Consider the following 15868-nt stretch of genomic DNA (forward strand, 5'->3'; position numbering starts at 1 on the left):
ACTCCTGCCCGATCCCCCTTCACCTCCCCGGAGAAGACGCATGAATACAAAATTTCGTTTCTTCATTTTCATTGTTTGCATGGTGTTCCTGTCCAGCGGCTGTTCCCTGTTCAGCAAACAACCCCAATCTCCCGGGCCCGCGCCGAAACCCGAACCCTTTCTCACTTCCATCGACCATCCGTTTTTGAAGGTCAATGGATCCCGGATGACCGAACCGGTGGGGGAGCTGGATTTCGGCGCCCTGCCCGCCGCCCGGGAAGGCTGGGACGACGAACACAAATACATGAACTGGGCCAACTCCATGACGGTCTACATCCACAATACCGGGGACGAAGCGGTGAAAATCGGTTCAGTCAAGCTGACCGGCGTGCAGACCGAAGAGTCCGTCAACCCGTTCGACACCTGCGGGCTTGAGTTTCCCGGTTTTGAAGTGGGGCCGGGGGAAATTTTGCCCGACCGCGTCTGCTACTTCCCGACGCTCGAAGCGCGAAGCCGCGTGACCCTGATCTATTACGATCTGCAGGGCAACCCGCTGATCTCGGTGCCCGTCACCGGGACCGGGCGCGCCCTGGACGACTACGAACCGCCGCCCATGGGGGCCAAAGGCGAATACCGGATGAAACAATACAAACCGGAAGAGGAAGTGCGGTTTGAAAACGGCCTGTTCATGAAGGGAGGCGTTCCCATCGGGGTGAGGGACGGCGGCCGCGCCGCCACCGAATGCACGCTGGCCATCACCGGCGGCGGGCACATCCCGAATCCCAAGGTCTCCACCCTGGGCGGCACCGCGACCAACACCCACAACCTCGGCCTCAACATGGGCGTGGCCAGCGACGAAATCAATACCGGCCAGTACGTGACGCTGGCGCTGGAGATCACCGACGGGGACGGCGTTCAATGCCAGCTGGTTTCCACCTTCTGGCGCATCGGCGGATCGGCGCTTTGGGATTACCAGGAAGACTTCCGCGGCAGCATCGCCTCCATCCAGTTCGACGCCGCCAGGAGCCGGATGAATCCCATCCAGCTCTACTGGAAAAACACCGGCACGCACACCGTCTATGCGGACGTGGCGTATAAGGAAAACGGCGTGGACAAGCTGGCGACGGTGCAGCGCGACTTCGTGGTGGAAACGGACCAGACGGACATCGACCGCCAGATGGAGGACTTCTACACGTGGAACCACAAAGCGAAGGTGCTGATCGATCACCGCGCGTGGCATTACAACAGCACGTTCTCGCACTGCGCCTCTGGCGAAGCCTTCTTCACCTTTCACAAAGGCTTCATCGGCGCGGCCAACCACTGGCGGCTGCTGTTCAATTATCCCGTGCTCACCGCGTGGGATCCCGGCGCGAGCCCTCCCCCCACCGACCCCGCCACCAACCATAATGCACGGGGCGGCGGCTTCAGCACCGCCCTCAACGCCAAGCCCGGCATGTATGACCTGAACGGCAACGGCCGCAACGTGCTCGCACGCTGTCCGCAGAACGCGGGGGTGAAGAAGCTGAAGGACTTCGCCAGCGCCAAACACCTGTCCGATCAGATGGAATTCGGCTGGCACGGGAGGGTGCACGTGAACATCGGCGGAGAGATGGCAGGACCCAGCAACGCTCCCAAGGATCCGGTGTTCTACAAATGGCACAAGATGGTGGACCAGGTGTACGACGAGTACAGGTAGTGACGAACCCCTGCGGCCCGGACAGCGAGTACCGGGCCCTCTGTCACACTTCTTCCAGCACCAGTTCGTGGAAGGACTGGATGCGGGGGTGGGTGTCGGGGAAGCGGTTGGTGCGGTCGATCAGGATGGGGTGCACCCCGGCGTTTTTCGCGCCGGTGACGTCGGTGCCGACTTCATCCCCGATGTGGCAGGCTTCGTGCGGCTCGACGCCGCTCAATCTCAGCGCTTCTTTAAAGATGCCGATGTCGGGTTTGGCCGAGCCGACCACGGTGGAGGCGAGCACGAACTGGAAATACTGGCCCAGCCCGGTGTTGTCGATGATCTCCGGCAGGCGCGAGTCCCAGTTGGAAATCACCCCCAGCACCACGCCGCGTTCTTTCAGCCGGTCCAGCAGGCCGGACCCGGTGACGTCCTCGAACACCCGCCAGCATGCGTCACTGCGGAACACGTCGTAGATTTCGTCGAAGTAGGCGTCGAAGCGTTGCAGTCCGTAGGGCTCGAACACGCGCCGCACCAGCTCCTTCCAGAAGCCGCGTTCCACCTCCGGTCCCTTGGCGGTGCCCAGTGATTCCATCCCGCCCATGCTTTTCCAGTGCGAGCGGAAGGCTTTGTTGAGCGCGTCCGGCTCGCCGTCGAAGCCGTAAGCCCGGGCGTGCCTGGCGTACACGTCGCCCACCGAAGGATGCACGCGCAACAGGGTGCCACCGACATCGAAAAACACCGCCTTGAAATCCTGGATCATCGTCACCCGCTCCTGAAATCCTGCCGAAAAAAAAGACGCGCACCCAAGGGGTGCGCGCCCGCTTGCCGCGAAGGCAAGTATAACACCAAATGCAAGGAGGAGGATGCGTTCAGTGCCGGTCTGGAAAGAGGTTCCTGATGGTGACAAGCACGCCGAACAGGACCGCGGAGAATGCTGCGTACCAGCCCAGGGCGTTTTTGCCGAAAAGGTTGATCAGGGGAGTCTGGTTTGCGGTGTAAAACCAGAACATGGCAAAGAAGTACAGGACCGAAAGTCCCAGGTACAGCCGTCCAAACAGCCAGAGGATGGACACCACCCCCAGCACGATGATGGTTCCTTCAACGGTCACTTCACAATGCGTCGGCCACATATTCGTTCCCTCCAATCTATCCGTGCTCAACGGTGCCCTTGATGCACGACAGTGAAAAGCAGGAGGAACCCGGTCGTCATGGTGAGGAACATCACCACGATCACGCTCGTCGGCGGCGACTGCAACATGGCGATCAGGGTCAACTTGTTGGTGGTGACCGCCAGGTACATCCAGGACAAAAACCCCATCCACAGGGCGGTCTTGTATTTGCCCCATACCAGGAGCAGTCCCACCACCGCGAGGATCGGGCCAAGCTGGTTCATCGGAAACGACAGGTTCAACTGGCTGAGATATTTTGCGACTTCTACCATTACGTCCATGGCTTGAAACATCTCCCAAAAACAGAAAACCAATACAGTCAGGTTTGAACGAAGTTTTATGCCAGTAACAGGAGCAAGCCATATGCCAAAAGCCGGGGAAACCGGGTGTGTTTTTCGCCTGGACCTACTAACTAAAATATTTTCAAAAGGTTATGAGGGGAGCGGAAAATGGAGGGTTGGCAACGAGGAGGACTTGAGATTGGAGAATTTACAAAAAAGAATACACCAATCCTGATTTTACTGATAAATTTTCATACATCATATTTATGTTTATAAACTTTTAAACAGAGGGCGGAAGGGGGGTTTGGCTTGAGAAGAATGGAATTTGTATTTATTTGAGGGTTTTTCAGTAAACTTCGGGGTTCGCGTTGTAGCGGGAGAGGGCTTCGTTGTAATCCTCCGGTGTATCGATTTCCATACACCCCTCACTCACGACGAAGAAGGGCTTGATCTCGCCACCGGGAGCCACCTCGGAAAACGGGATTTCCCACAGGGTGGAGATGAATTCCCCGGGCCGCGCATCGTAAAGCGTGATCAGACGTTGGGTCAGTTCCTGTGTCAGCAGGAAAAATCCGATGGCTTCGCCGGCGCACTGGTACCGTGATTTTTCTTCCCCGGTGAGGTCACGCTTGGTGACGAAGGAATGGATGTACCCGGTCTCATCGAGGAGCACCTTGGTGGCCTCGGTGTCGTCGATGTCCACCGGCACGATGGCAAACGACGGCGGAGGGCAATTGGAGACGTACTTTTCCAGCACTTCGCGCGGGTAAAGCACATCGCCGTCCATGACCAGGAGGTCGCCCTCGCGGCCGCGCAGTCCCAGAACCAGCGACAACGTGTTGCCGGTGGTGCGGTACTCCGGGTTGTCCACAAACTCGACGGGCAGCGTCAGGTCGAGGCCGCCGACGTAGTCCTTCACCGCGTCGCGGTTGTGCCCCACCACGAGCACGGCTTTTTCCAGACCGAGGTCCTGCAGGATACGCAAGTGACGCGACAGCAGGGTGTCCTCGCCAAACGGCAACAGGCTTTTATGTGGTATGTCGTCGCGGCCAAGGCGGGATCCGTAGCCGGCAATCAGGATGATGGCTTGCATAAGAACTGGGGATTGTACTAGGACACCGCTCAGGATGCAACGGTCGAGGGAGCGTCGTTGTAATTCATGAGTTCGCCCGGCGGAAGGCTGGACAGCTTGCGTGAGTAGGTGCGGCTGATCCACCCCTGTTTGCCTTTCTGGTACTCCACCTGGAACCACAGCGTGGTTTCCCTGACCAGCGGCACAGTGTCCCCGTCTTTGAGTTTGCCGATCAACTTGCCGTTTTCCACCGAGGGCCTGGAGCGCACGTTCAGGTAAGTGCCGGGCTCAACGTCCACCTCCACCATGACTTTTTCAGCGGGGGGCGCAGGTTCTTTTTTGGCCAGCTTTTCGTTTTCGGCTTCGGTTTTTTTCCTGGCCGGAGATTTTTCTTTGGAAGCGGAGAGTTTGCCTGGAACCGGGTCAGGTTTTTTTTTCAGTGTCTGGGGAGGGGTGGGCTTCATGTTGTCGAGGGTGGCGGTCTGCGGGAGCGCCTGGTTTTCCATTTCAACAGAGGAAATCACCGGCAGTTCACCGGGGCCGCTTTTCTTTTTCTCCGTTACCTGAACGGGTGGTTTGGGTTTGGGCAGGGGTACCTTTTTGGTTTTGTCCGGGACCATTTTCTTCGGCTCCTGCTTGGCCAACGCCTCAAAGGGGGCGATCATCTCCAGCTCTTCGGGCACGTCCTGCACCTCGGTTTGAAGCGACGGCACATTGCTGCTGGAGGGCAGCACGCTTTCGGGCATTTCCACGGGCTCGGTCAGCTGCGTCACCGGAATTTCACTGGATTCCGGCACCAGCGGCACTTCGCTGGTCTGGTCCATCGGCTCCATCGCCTCAGGCTTGGGCGCCGATGGCTGAACCTGGATATCCTGATCGTCGAGACTCTTTAAAAAATCATCCAGCGCCTCGTCGGTGACCTCGGAGCCATACGGCTTCACCTTTTTTTTCTGAAGCGGGCTTTCAGGTCCCGTCTTCGCCACTTCCGTCGATTCCGGTTTCTCCTGTAGCGGCTTCTGCACCCCCGCCTTGCCGAAATTCTCGGTGTCGAAGAAGGAATCACCGGACGGCGCGACAGGCTCTTCCTCGATCATTCCCTTTTTTTCAGGTGTTATCTTGCCACTCACGGGAACCTCCGGCAGGGTTTCTTCCGTAAACGGGTCCTTGAAAGTGGCCATCTCTTTCGGCTTCGCCTCGGGTTGGGGGGTCACCGTTTCCGGCGTGACGGGGGGAGCCTTGGAACCCATGGGCATTTCCTTGGACTCCGACTCCGTGCCGAACAGGTCGGGCATGCCGGGGATGAGTGACGACAGGCCGGACGATTCCACACCGCCGTCCAGTTCCTTCAACCGCTGGCGGGCGCGCTGGGCGTTGATGCCTTCCGGGTACTTCTGGAGAAAATCGCGGTAGCTCTCGGGGGTGTCCACCTTCCGCACCTGTTCGTAGATCTTGTCCTCCACCTTTTCGATGCGGATCTGGATGCCCTGCTGTTCCTCCTGCGGGGAGATTTCGCGCAGGCGGTCGAGTTTCTGGATGGTGGCGTCGAAACGCTTGTCCTCATACAGAAGGTTGGCCTGGAGCTTCAGGGCGTCGGCCAGGTTCTGGCGCAGGCGCGGATCGGTCGGCTCCAGCGCCAGGCCCTGCTCGAACTGCTGTGTGGCCTGCGTCAGCTTGTCTTCAAGATAAAAGACGCGGCCCAGGTTGTTGTGGCCGTGAACCGAATCGGGGTAGCGTTTCAGAAACACCTGCCACAACTCCTCCGCCTCCTTCAGGCGGCCCCGGTTCTGCGCATCCAGTGCTTTGTAATACAGCCGGTTGTCCTCGACCTTGAGGTCGGGGGGCGGAGTCTCGTAATGGGGCGTCAAGCGCTTCGGCGCGCAGGCCGCGACCCACAGCATCAGGAGCCCCGCGAGGGCCCATATGTATTTGTTATTTAAAGGGAACATCCTAAAAGAATAACCTTTTTTTCGGAAAGGTCAATAACTCTTGACTTAGATTTTATTTTCAGTAATCTGGATGAAATTTTGCCGGGGGTGTTCTCGTCAGAACTGAGAGCTCTTAAAGAGCAACCCTCTGAACCTGATCTGGGTAATGCCAGCGAAGGGAAGGCACTCATCATAATGAATCGTCATTAAGCTGTACCCTTCTCTTCGACGAGGGTGCGGCTTTTTTTGTTTGGCCATCCTTTTTAATGAAATCGAGGTAACGGAAAGTGCGGCTGGTCATCAACGGCGAGGAAAGGCAGACCGATTCCAGCGGAAACGTGCAAGAATTGCTGAAAGAGCTGGACATCAACGCGCCGCACATCGCCGTGGCCATCAACCTGGAAGTCATTCCGCGCTCCCGTTACGCCGAAACCCGGCTCAAGGAAGGCGACAAGATCGAAATCGTTCACGCCGTGGGAGGCGGGGCGCGACCCTTTCTCCCTCGTACCCGATAACCCGCAACGCATTGTTGAGAAAATATCATTATGACAACCACAGCCACTGAATCCGGAACGAACCAACTCAAAATCGGCGACAAGGTGTTCAATTCGCGCCTCATCGTCGGCACGGGCAAGTACCCGTCGTTCGAGATGAACAAGCAGGCGCTCGAACTGTCCGGCGCGGAGATGATCACCGTCGCGGTCCGCCGCATAGAACTGGACAAAACGAAGGAATCGATCCTCAACTACATCGACCCGGAAAAATACCAGCTCCTTCCCAACACGGCCGGGTGCTTCAACGTGAAGGAGGCGGTGATGACCTGCCAGCTGGCGCGCGAGGCGGGACTGGGCGACTTCGTCAAGGTCGAGGTCATCGGCGACGAGAAAACCCTGTTCCCGGACAACGAAGCCACGCTGGAGGCGTGCAAGCTTCTGGTCAAGGACGGCTTCACCGTCCTTCCCTACTGCATGGACGACGTGGTGCTGTGCAAGAAGCTGGAAGACGCCGGATGCGCCGCGGTCATGCCGCTGGCCGCCCCCATCGGTTCCGGTCTCGGCATCCGCAATCCCTACAACGTGAAACTGATCCTGGAAGCGGTGAAAGTTCCGGTCATCATCGATGCCGGCGTCGGCACCGCCTCCGACGCGGCGCGCGCCATGGAGCTGGGCGTGGACGGCCTGCTGATGAACACCGCCATCGCGCAGGCGAAGGACCCGCTCAAGATGGCCAAAGCCATGCGGCTGGGCGTGGAGTGCGGCCGCCTGGCGTACGAAGCCGGACGCATCCCGAAAAAACTGTATGCCACGGCGAGCAGCCCGCTCGACGGATTGATCGACGTGTGACCGGCTTGCGCCCGGAGGCACCATGACCGGCGAAGATCAGCCGATGAAAACGCGGCTCATAAAAGACGTGGCGGAAGTGAAAGAAGACCAGTTGCGGTTGCTGTTGATCACGGACCTGAAAGAGTTTCCGCGCGACCGGCACCTCGATACGGTTGAAGCCGCATTGAAAGGCGGCGTGCGCGACCTGCAACTGCGAGAAAAGGATTTGCCGCTGCCCGACCTGTTTTCACTGGCCCTGGTGCTTCGGCAACTGACGGCGCACTACGGTGCGCGGCTTTACATCAACGACCGGGTGGACGTGGCGTTGATGGTCGATGCCGACGGCGTGCACCTGCCGGAAGCCGGCCTGCCTGCAAACGAGGTGAAGGGGCGTTACCCGCACCTCCTGGTCGGCGTCTCCACGCATTCGTGGGAGGCGGCCCGGCAGGCGCAAGAAGCCGGAGCGGACTACATCACCTTCAGTCCCATCTACGACACGCCGTCGAAACGGGAGTACGGCGCGCCGCAGGGAGTGGGGGCGTTGAAAGAAATTGCCGGAGGGATGAAGATTCCCGTCCTGGCTTTGGGAGGAATCAACCTGGAACGCATCCCGGAAGTCATGCGGAACGGCGCCCACGGCGTCGCCCTCATTCGCGGGATCTGGAACAGCACACATATCGAAGACGCATCTTTGCAATACATGCAAGCCATCAAAGGAGAGTTCTGATGAATATGCCCAAGCGCCCTTCCGGCTCGGCCCGGAAGGAAGAACTGATCATCACGCGGGACCCCATTTCCCCGAACAGCCGAAAGGTGTACGAATCCGGCAAACTGTTTCCGGACCTCCGCGTGCCGTTTCGGGAAGTGACCCTGTCGCCCACCGCCATCCACAACCCGCAGCCCGGCCAGCCGACGGAAGAGCCGAACGAGCCGATCCTGCTCTACGACACCTCCGGGCCCTACACCGACCCGGATGTGCAGATCGACGTGCGCAAGGGCCTCGCCCCCCTGCGGGAGAAATGGATTCTCGACCGCGGCGACGTGGAGGCCTACGAGGGACGCTCCCTCCGCCCGGAAGACAACGGCTACAAATCCGAAGACCAGATGCAGGACATCGAACGCTTTGAGCGTGCCGGACGCAAAGTGTACCGCGCCAAGCCGGGCCGCAACGTGAGCCAGATGCACTACGCCAAGAAAGGCATCATCACCCCGGAGATGGAATACATTGCCATCCGCGAAAACGCCAGGCGTCGTCAGCTCATCGAGGACGCCGAGCGCGAAGGCCGGCTGAAGGGCAACAGCTGGGGCGCGGCCATTCCGGACGTCATCACCCCGGAGTTCGTGCGCGACGAAGTGGCGCGGGGCCGCGCCATCATCCCGGTCAACATCAACCACCCGGAGATCGAGCCGATGATCATCGGCCGCAACTTCCTTGTGAAGATCAACGCCAACATCGGCAACTCAGCGATCGCTTCGTCCATCGAGGAAGAAGTCGAGAAAATGGTGTGGGCGACGCGCTGGGGCAGTGACACGGTCATGGACCTGTCCACCGGCAAGAACATCCACGAGACGCGCGAGTGGATCATCCGCAACAGCGCCGTGCCCATCGGCACCGTGCCCATCTACCAGGCATTGGAGAAGGTTGACGGCAAGGCGGAGGAACTGACCTGGGAGATCTTCCGCGACACCTTGATCGAGCAGGCGGAGCAGGGCGTCGATTACTTCACCATCCACGCCGGGGTGCTGTTGCGCTACGTGCCGTGGACGGCGAAACGCGTCACCGGCATCGTGTCGCGCGGCGGCTCCATCATGGCCAAGTGGTGCCTGGCGCATCACAAGGAAAACTTCCTCTACACGCACTTCGAGGACATCTGCGAGATCATGAAGGCGTACGACGTGAGCTTCTCGCTGGGCGACGGCCTGCGGCCGGGGTCTGGGGCGGACGCCAACGACGCGGCGCAATTCGGCGAGCTGGAAACGCTGGGCGAGCTGACCGAGATCGCGTGGAAGCACGAGGTGCAGACCATGATCGAAGGACCGGGCCACGTGCCCATGCACCTCATCAAGGAGAACATGGACAAGCAGTTGAAGGAGTGCAAGGAAGCGCCGTTCTACACGCTGGGGCCGCTGACCACGGACATCGCGCCGGGGTACGACCACTTCACCAGCGGCATCGGCGCCGCCATGATCGGCTGGTTCGGTTGCGCCATGCTGTGTTACGTGACGCCGAAGGAACACCTCGGCCTGCCCGACCGCGACGACGTGAAGCAGGGCGTCATCACCTACAAGATCTCCGCGCACGCGGCGGACATCGCCAAGGGGCATCCGGGCGCCCGGGTGCGCGACGACGCGCTCAGCAAGGCACGCTTCGAGTTCCGCTGGGCCGACCAGTTCAACCTGTCGCTCGATCCGGAAACGGCGCTCAAGTACCACGACGCGACGCTCCCGGCGGAAGGCCACAAGCTGGCGCACTTCTGCTCGATGTGCGGGCCGCAGTTCTGTTCGATGAAGATCACGCAGGACGTACGCGACTACGCCGCCCAGCAGGGCGTGGAGGAGGAGAAGGCGCTGGAGAAGGGCATGGAAGACATGTCCGAGACCTTCAAGAAGAAGGGCGCGGAAATCTACCACCAGATGTAAAATAAAAACCCCCTTCAGCCTCTCCTTCCGAGAGGGAGAGGCTGAAGGGGGTTCATCGGTGGCGGTGCTTCCGGTTTAGGCGGTGACACCGGGGTGGTCAGCGGCCAATGACTACCGAGATCTTTTCCATATCTTCTTTTATTTGCTTGAAATTGAATTTCCTGGCAAGCGTTCTCCACTTTTTCGCCAGCTTGGAGGCCTCACTTCCCAGGGTTTCCATCCTGGTCAAATTCGTTTCAATTTCCGAAACGATTCCCAGCCTGACGGAACGGTCGAGTGGAGTGAAAACCGATTCCTCGATGTAAATTTTTTCGAAATCGATGGACATGGACTCGGGGTTGGCCTGTTCCAACTCTTCATCCGTTTTGAATTCGAAGCTCACTCCCAGAAGTCTCTTTAAGACCTCGAATATTTTTTCCCGCTTTATAGGTTTGATAATCACATCATGAACCCCTTTTTCCATAAACTTTTCATGATTGTGACTGAAGGCAGCCGTGGTGACCATGACCACCTTGATGTCTTTCAAAACGGGGTTTGCCAGGATTTTTTCAAACACATCCAAACCATTCAATTCCGGCATGAAATAATCCAGAAAGATGATGTCCGGCTTCATTGACTGGAGTAATTCCAGCGCACCTTTGCCGCTTTTGACCACCTTGACATCCGACCCGATTCCGGAAAGGAGTTCGGACAGGACCTTGGCGCAGGTGTCGGTGTCTTCCACAATCAAAGCCTTGACGTGCTCGCCCGGGGCCAGCCCCTTGACCCGTTCCAGGAATTCGGTGCTGCTTTCCGATCCTTCCTCACCCACGCGTGGCAGGGTGAGCGTGAAGTAAAACCTGGACCCTTCCCCGGGCCGGCTTTCCATCTCCAGTTTCCCTCCCAGTATTTCGACCAGGCGCTGGCTGATGGTCAACCCCAGACCGGTTCCTCCCTTTTTCAAACCAATTTCTTCCTGGGAAAATGGTTCGAAAATGGATTCCTTCATATCTTCAGAAACTCCCACCCCTGTATCCGAAACTTCGAAATAGAAACCATCGTGATCCCGGGTTTTGACCCGGAAGACAATCCGGCCCTTTTCCGTGAACTTGACCGCGTTGCCCAGCAGGTTGATCAGAACCTGGCGCAGTTTGTTGACATCGCCTGTCACCAGCGAATTTTCCGGGGTCTCGTCAAATTCCACGACGAAGGTCAGGTCTTTCTGATCGCATTTCCACTTGGTCATGATGGTGAGGTCCCCGATCAGGTTGGCCAGGTTGAACTCTTCTTCGCTGACCATGTGCTTGCCGGACTCGATCCTGGAAATGTCCAGAACGTCGTTGATCAAACCCAGAAGGTGGTTGCCGGCCCGGAAAATGTTGGTTATTTTTTCCTTTTGGATTGAGTCCAATTGGGAATCCTGTTTCAGGATCTGGGTGTAGCCCATGATGGCGTTCAGCGGAGTCCGGATTTCGTGACTCATGGAAGATAAAAATATACTTTTGGCCCGGTTGGCTTTTTCGGCGTGTTCCTTGGCTTCGAGAAAACTCCGGGTCCGCTCGTCCACCATTTGTTCAAGGTTGGCGGTGTAGTTTGAAATTTCGTCCGCCATGCCCTGGAACCCGTAAGCCAGTTCTCCCAGCTCATTCTTCGAATCGAGGGCAAAGTCCGCCTTCTTCCATTTTCCCTGCCGAAAGGCTTCCACTCCCGCCAGCAGTTTTTTAATCGGGTTCGTGATCGAACGGAACAGGAAAAAGCTGATCACAACCAGCAGGAGACCCGCAATTCCGATGGTCGCCAGGAGGCCCTTTTTTAATTGATAATAGGGAGCCATGATTTCATCGATATCGAAGATGAGCAGCAGCCTCATGTCACCAAAATCATTTTCCAGTTTGCGCAACGCAAAACTTCTCAAAACATGGTCATCCAGATTGGCCTGGTAACCATGTTGCAGGGTTTCGAGTGTTCCCTCCTCGGCTCTCAGGATATCAAGGTGATCCCCCACTGGAATTTCCTGGAAACCAGCGGGTCCTTTTTGACCGGAACTCATCACCAGGTCCCGGCCGAAAGTTAACAGAAAATCTATTCTTTTATACGAATGCGATCTCAGTTCCCTCGCCAGGTTTTGTCCCAGCTCGCTCACCATGATTTCCGCATTGAGCATCCCAAACTCCTGCCCCAGTCTGCGCTTCAACCGGAAGGGGGTTTTGACGATGACGGACAGGGATTGGACCTGGCTGGACCCATTACTCACTTTCGGTTTGATCAGGTACCCATAGTTTTGGCTGGTCTGGAACCATTCTTCCTGGGAGAAAACAAACTTGTCCGGTTTGGGCCACCCGGCAAAAACAACACCCTTGTTATTGACGGCGGTGATGGAATCGAAAACGCGGTGTCCGGAGATCCGCCAGGGAAACCGGATGAAGTGAAAGATCAGGTCGGAAGCCTTGTTGTCCAGAACCCGGCCGATATGGGGGTGCAACTGCCGACCGTTCCAGGAATCGGAAACCTCTTCGATCAGTGCGTTTCCATTGGGAGGGTTGAATCGCTTATTGGAAGCTTTCGCATGCTCGACCAGGATGGGATTGCTGGCCAGGGTCTGGAGTTTTTGAACCTGAAGATCGAGCAGTTCCTCGATTTGCTCGAGGATTTCCTGGCTCAAAAGTTCAACATTTTGCCCGGTTTGATCAATATAGAATTTTTTGAATTGATCGAGGGACAGCGCGCCGAAAAGGCCGATAAATACAATGAAAATGACCACAACCAAAACCAAAACATTTTTGATTTTCATTGTGTCCCTCCCCACGATGCAAAGGGTCCGTTTTGAATTCGAAAATATTATTGGTTCGAACCATTATGGATTTGGGTTCCCCTTACAGGTATTCATTTCATACCTTGCACCGATTGTCGCGCGCCTGGGCGAAAAACGCTCTTGGAATAATTTCGTCTCCAACCTGCAATCCAGCAGCAAAGAGTTCCTGAAATTCTCATTGATGGGACACCAAAATATTTCCCCGGAATGCCATTCATATTTCTTATGATTAACTTTTTTAGTATAAGTGGCTTTGACCCAAAACCAATGACTTTTTGTTGACAATTTTGGAATTTTAACCTTGTCGGGAAAGGGTCGGGGTGGCTCTGATATCCTTCAATTCAAGCAACTCTTTGGAGTCTATTACAGCGTTTGCCCTTTTACGGTAAACGGATATGAGGGAAAGGGGGGGGGGTGCGGGCGGCCAGCCAGGGATGCCGCCTTGTTTTGCCTCTTTCATTTCTCTTTCGTTCGCACTCCGTGCGCAACGGAAACCGGATTCTCACTCAGGACGGATTCATCGCCTGATCGGAATTCTCAACTCTCTTTAGCAGATCGATTATTTTTCCATTGATGATTTCACCCCTGTCCGTGAATTTGATGGCGTTATCCAAAAGGTTGGTCAACACCTGTCGCAGCTTGACGTTGTCGCCATGAACCGGAATCAGGGCACCTTCGGGAACCCCTTCCACCCCAAAGCTCAGCCCTTTCTCGCTACACTCCTCATTAAAAACGTTTTCCAGTTCCCGGACCCGTCCGGATTGCTGTGATCCCTGACTATCAAACATTAAAGTGAACGCAAAACTTGATGATCCGTATTACCTCATTTACTTCCCTTGGCGATTCAAAATGCCAGGTGGCGCCATCCAGCAGGCAGCGGGCCCGGCATCCGGGGAAGCACGGATTGTCCGCACTCATGTGAACCGCCAGCACACGAATGGCCGGTTTGTGATTTTTTATGGCTTTGATGAGGTGCATCTCCTGGGTGTGCGGAGCTTCCGGTTGCACCACAACGAAGTAGATGTTCAAGGAAGAGATGGAAAAAATCGCTTCCTCCAGCGTGTGTGCGTGAAATATTTGCACATCCTCAGAGACGCAGGACAGTTCCAGCAGGTCCCCCAGCAAGGCTCCGTATTCCTGCTTCTGATCCAGAATCAGAATTTTCATTGCCACAACGCCCCGTTCCACACCGGAGGTGGAATTCAGTTCCCGGCTCATTCCGGATTCCTGGTTTTCGACCCTCATCTTCACAATGGGCTCCCCTTCCCACAATTTCAGACAGGCTTCAATTCGTTTGTCCGGCTGTGCTCAGCAATTCAATCACCTGCTCCAGTTCCGAGACGCGGTGGAAATGCCACTGGGCGCCGTACTCCAGGCACACCATGGCGCACTCCTTCCGGCATGAATTATTGGGATCCAGATGAATGGCCACAATCGGGGTGTTTGATATGTTTTCGTCCAGAACCTTGATCAGACCCATGCCTCCCAGGTTGGGAAAATCCGGGTCGATCACAATCAGGTCGAATTGCTCATTCAAAATGGAAACCACCACCTCCCTCATGGTGTTGGCGTGATAAAAGTTCAGCCGTTTCCCGAAACTACCCAGTTTCAGATATTGCTCAAGGAGCATTGCCTGTTGTTGGTTTGGCCCGATGCATAAAATCTTCATGGTCTGGCTTCCTTCATTTCCATTTCGTTCATACTCCGTGCGCAACGGAAACCGATGCCGTCGGTCTTCAACGCAAATCCGCCCTTGCCCCGCGCTGCCGTGCGGATGTCCGCCGCAAAGCTGTGCCAGGAGCCGCCCCGAATGACTTTAAGAATGCCGCGCTCCGGACCCGTTGGATTGCGGGCGGGTCCCCACCGGTAGAAATCCGGTGCATACCAGTCGCTCACCCATTCGCGGACGTTGCCCGCCATGTCCAGCACGCCGTACGGAGAAACGTTTTGCGGTTGAGATCCCACCGGCCACAGGGTGTTGCGATCCTCCCAGTTGCGGGCGAAGTTGGCGGCATTCTGCAACCACGGGTCCCCGCCCCAGGGGAACATGCGGCCATCGGTTCCGCGTGCCGCTTTTTCCCACTCCGCTTCCGTCGGCAACCGCTTTCCCGCCCAGAGACAATAGTCCACCGCGTCGTACCAGGTGATCTGCACCACGGGCCGATCACCGATGCCCTTTTCAGCGGAAAGGGGTCCGTCTCCATACGGATTGGTCGGTTCCTTGCGGTGGGTGGATTTTATATAAGCGAGGTAACGGGTGTTGGTCACTTCCACCGAATCGATGTAAAAACCGTCCACGAACACCTCGCGCTGAGGCCGCTCGTCGTCGCGACCTGAACCATCGACGTTGCCCATCAAAAACGTTCCTTCCTCGACCCAGACCATTTTGACCGGATCCCGGCTGGGTTCCACCTGCCCCGCATTGGCAGGCGACAGGTCCGTTCCGAGCAGGCACATTGCCCAGATCAAAACCGCCCGCCATTTTTGAATCACGGGCGTCACCTTTTGTCTGTTGCGTACCGGATTCATTGTTTGGGTTCCTGGCTGGCCTCCACGACGTGGTGGCTGAGGGTTAATATTTGCGTATGAAGTTTATCGACCTGGTTCCAGTCCCGGTTTTCGGCCGCCGTGTAGGCTTCGGCCAGAAGTTGACGGCATTGGTGCAGCTTGCTTTCCAGTTGGGTTTGGACAGTGGGTGAGGCCAGAGTCCCCCCCAAAGCCGCGTGGTGATACACCTCCCAGGCGAACTCCACCGCGTTCCTGGCTTCAATGATTTGCTTGCTCGACCAGGGATTGCCGGCGCCCACCGGGTTCTGGCGCGTTGTTTCTGCTGAGGACGACACCACTGCCACTAAAGTGATCCCCAGAATCATCCAGAAAACCAGCAGGATGAAATCACGGGTGCGGGTCGCCTCTGTTTCATTTTTAATTTCGTATTTCATGACGCAGCCCCCCTGATTGACTAAAGTTTGAAGGATGTTCCAACCCCCCGTCTCCGCAAGGGAACTTAC

General features: G+C 56.8%; 15 protein-coding genes, 1 pseudogene and 1 riboswitch. Of the genes and pseudogenes, 5 read left to right on the plus strand and 11 right to left on the minus strand.

Annotation, left to right across the window (positions count from 1 at the left end):
- The first annotated feature begins 40 nt into the window (after nucleotides 1-40).
- Nucleotides 41-1675 carry a tyrosinase family protein gene (locus ACTRXA_RS08665; protein WP_442426809.1) on the plus strand — a complete coding sequence of 545 codons (1635 nt, stop codon included), beginning with the start codon at nucleotides 41-43 and terminating at the stop codon, nucleotides 1673-1675.
- A 43-nt stretch (nucleotides 1676-1718) separates the two neighbouring features.
- Here the strand turns inward: ACTRXA_RS08665 and ACTRXA_RS08670 are convergent, their stop codons facing one another.
- The 5 genes from ACTRXA_RS08670 to ACTRXA_RS08690 all read right to left on the minus strand — a co-directional run bounded on the left by ACTRXA_RS08670 (nucleotide 1719) and on the right by ACTRXA_RS08690 (nucleotide 6077).
- Entirely contained in the window at nucleotides 1719-2417 is a 699-nt protein-coding gene (locus ACTRXA_RS08670; protein WP_442426810.1) for an HAD-IA family hydrolase, read from the minus strand.
- A 109-nt stretch (nucleotides 2418-2526) separates the two neighbouring features.
- Entirely contained in the window at nucleotides 2527-2787 is a 261-nt protein-coding gene (locus ACTRXA_RS08675; protein WP_005007343.1) for a hypothetical protein, read from the minus strand.
- Nucleotides 2788-2813: 26 nt separating this feature from the next.
- Nucleotides 2814-3107, minus strand: coding sequence for a hypothetical protein (locus ACTRXA_RS08680; RefSeq protein ID WP_442426811.1), 294 nt, complete (start codon nucleotides 3105-3107; stop codon nucleotides 2814-2816).
- A 346-nt stretch (nucleotides 3108-3453) separates the two neighbouring features.
- Nucleotides 3454-4200, minus strand: coding sequence for an NTP transferase domain-containing protein (locus ACTRXA_RS08685; RefSeq protein WP_442426812.1), 747 nt, complete (start codon nucleotides 4198-4200; stop codon nucleotides 3454-3456).
- 29 nt (nucleotides 4201-4229) lie between these two features.
- On the minus strand, nucleotides 4230-6077 hold the full coding sequence (locus ACTRXA_RS08690; RefSeq protein ID WP_442426813.1) for a tetratricopeptide repeat protein: 1848 nt from the start codon (nucleotides 6075-6077) through the stop codon (nucleotides 4230-4232).
- Between the two features lie 121 nt (nucleotides 6078-6198).
- Nucleotides 6199-6303, plus strand: a riboswitch (TPP riboswitch).
- 94 nt (nucleotides 6304-6397) lie between these two features.
- On the opposite strand from ACTRXA_RS08690, the pseudogene thiS reads away from it, so the two are divergent.
- The 4 genes and pseudogenes from thiS to thiC form a co-directional block, all read left to right on the plus strand.
- A pseudogene (thiS, locus tag ACTRXA_RS08695) lies at nucleotides 6398-6619 on the plus strand (sulfur carrier protein ThiS); the annotation flags it as partial.
- Nucleotides 6620-6649: 30 nt separating this feature from the next.
- Nucleotides 6650-7447, plus strand: a complete 798-nt coding sequence (locus tag ACTRXA_RS08700; RefSeq protein ID WP_442426814.1) for a thiazole synthase — start codon at nucleotides 6650-6652, stop codon at nucleotides 7445-7447.
- Between the two features lie 22 nt (nucleotides 7448-7469).
- Nucleotides 7470-8153: a thiamine phosphate synthase gene (gene thiE, locus ACTRXA_RS08705; RefSeq protein ID WP_442426815.1), complete on the plus strand. Its 684-nt coding sequence runs from the start codon at nucleotides 7470-7472 to the stop codon at nucleotides 8151-8153.
- Nucleotides 8153-10066, plus strand: coding sequence for a phosphomethylpyrimidine synthase ThiC (thiC, locus tag ACTRXA_RS08710; RefSeq protein ID WP_442426816.1), 1914 nt, complete (start codon nucleotides 8153-8155; stop codon nucleotides 10064-10066). Before thiE ends, thiC begins: the two co-directional genes overlap by 1 nt.
- A gap of 97 nt (nucleotides 10067-10163) precedes the next feature.
- Here the strand turns inward: thiC and ACTRXA_RS08715 are convergent, their stop codons facing one another.
- The 6 genes from ACTRXA_RS08715 to ACTRXA_RS08740 all read right to left on the minus strand — a co-directional run bounded on the left by ACTRXA_RS08715 (nucleotide 10164) and on the right by ACTRXA_RS08740 (nucleotide 15799).
- Nucleotides 10164-12836: an ATP-binding protein gene (locus ACTRXA_RS08715; RefSeq protein WP_442426817.1), complete on the minus strand. Its 2673-nt coding sequence runs from the start codon at nucleotides 12834-12836 to the stop codon at nucleotides 10164-10166.
- A gap of 527 nt (nucleotides 12837-13363) precedes the next feature.
- Nucleotides 13364-13645, minus strand: coding sequence for a sensor histidine kinase (locus ACTRXA_RS08720; protein ID WP_442426818.1), 282 nt, complete (start codon nucleotides 13643-13645; stop codon nucleotides 13364-13366).
- Nucleotides 13638-14075: a hypothetical protein gene (locus tag ACTRXA_RS08725; protein WP_442426819.1), complete on the minus strand. Its 438-nt coding sequence runs from the start codon at nucleotides 14073-14075 to the stop codon at nucleotides 13638-13640. The genes ACTRXA_RS08720 and ACTRXA_RS08725 overlap by 8 nt, the downstream gene beginning before the upstream one ends.
- A 67-nt stretch (nucleotides 14076-14142) precedes the next feature.
- Nucleotides 14143-14526 carry a hypothetical protein gene (locus ACTRXA_RS08730; protein ID WP_442426820.1) on the minus strand — a complete coding sequence of 128 codons (384 nt, stop codon included), beginning with the start codon at nucleotides 14524-14526 and terminating at the stop codon, nucleotides 14143-14145.
- Nucleotides 14523-15386: a formylglycine-generating enzyme family protein gene (locus ACTRXA_RS08735; protein WP_442426821.1), complete on the minus strand. Its 864-nt coding sequence runs from the start codon at nucleotides 15384-15386 to the stop codon at nucleotides 14523-14525. Before ACTRXA_RS08735 ends, ACTRXA_RS08730 begins: the two co-directional genes overlap by 4 nt.
- On the minus strand, nucleotides 15383-15799 hold the full coding sequence (locus ACTRXA_RS08740; protein WP_442426822.1) for a hypothetical protein: 417 nt from the start codon (nucleotides 15797-15799) through the stop codon (nucleotides 15383-15385). Before ACTRXA_RS08740 ends, ACTRXA_RS08735 begins: the two co-directional genes overlap by 4 nt.
- Nucleotides 15800-15868: the final 69 nt, after the last annotated feature.

It is taken from the genome of Nitrospina sp. P1_D6 (genome assembly GCF_052156615.1).
GTDB lineage: Bacteria > Nitrospinota > Nitrospinia > Nitrospinales > Nitrospinaceae > Nitrospina.

Coding starts and splice junctions, on each gene's coding strand:
- ACTRXA_RS08665 (WP_442426809.1), top strand. CDS start 41: ATGAATACAAAATTTCGTTTCTTCATTTTCATTGTTTGCATGGTGTTC.
- ACTRXA_RS08670 (WP_442426810.1), bottom strand. CDS start 2,417: ATGATCCAGGATTTCAAGGCGGTGTTTTTCGATGTCGGTGGCACCCTG.
- ACTRXA_RS08675 (WP_005007343.1), bottom strand. CDS start 2,787: ATGTGGCCGACGCATTGTGAAGTGACCGTTGAAGGAACCATCATCGTG.
- ACTRXA_RS08680 (WP_442426811.1), bottom strand. CDS start 3,107: ATGGACGTAATGGTAGAAGTCGCAAAATATCTCAGCCAGTTGAACCTG.
- ACTRXA_RS08685 (WP_442426812.1), bottom strand. CDS start 4,200: ATGCAAGCCATCATCCTGATTGCCGGCTACGGATCCCGCCTTGGCCGC.
- ACTRXA_RS08690 (WP_442426813.1), bottom strand. CDS start 6,077: ATGCTGTGGGTCGCGGCCTGCGCGCCGAAGCGCTTGACGCCCCATTAC.
- ACTRXA_RS08700 (WP_442426814.1), top strand. CDS start 6,650: ATGACAACCACAGCCACTGAATCCGGAACGAACCAACTCAAAATCGGC.
- thiE (WP_442426815.1), top strand. CDS start 7,470: ATGACCGGCGAAGATCAGCCGATGAAAACGCGGCTCATAAAAGACGTG.
- thiC (WP_442426816.1), top strand. CDS start 8,153: ATGAATATGCCCAAGCGCCCTTCCGGCTCGGCCCGGAAGGAAGAACTG.
- ACTRXA_RS08715 (WP_442426817.1), bottom strand. CDS start 12,836: ATGAAAATCAAAAATGTTTTGGTTTTGGTTGTGGTCATTTTCATTGTA.
- ACTRXA_RS08720 (WP_442426818.1), bottom strand. CDS start 13,645: ATGTTTGATAGTCAGGGATCACAGCAATCCGGACGGGTCCGGGAACTG.
- ACTRXA_RS08725 (WP_442426819.1), bottom strand. CDS start 14,075: ATGAGCCGGGAACTGAATTCCACCTCCGGTGTGGAACGGGGCGTTGTG.
- ACTRXA_RS08730 (WP_442426820.1), bottom strand. CDS start 14,526: ATGAAGATTTTATGCATCGGGCCAAACCAACAACAGGCAATGCTCCTT.
- ACTRXA_RS08735 (WP_442426821.1), bottom strand. CDS start 15,386: ATGAATCCGGTACGCAACAGACAAAAGGTGACGCCCGTGATTCAAAAA.
- ACTRXA_RS08740 (WP_442426822.1), bottom strand. CDS start 15,799: ATGAAATACGAAATTAAAAATGAAACAGAGGCGACCCGCACCCGTGAT.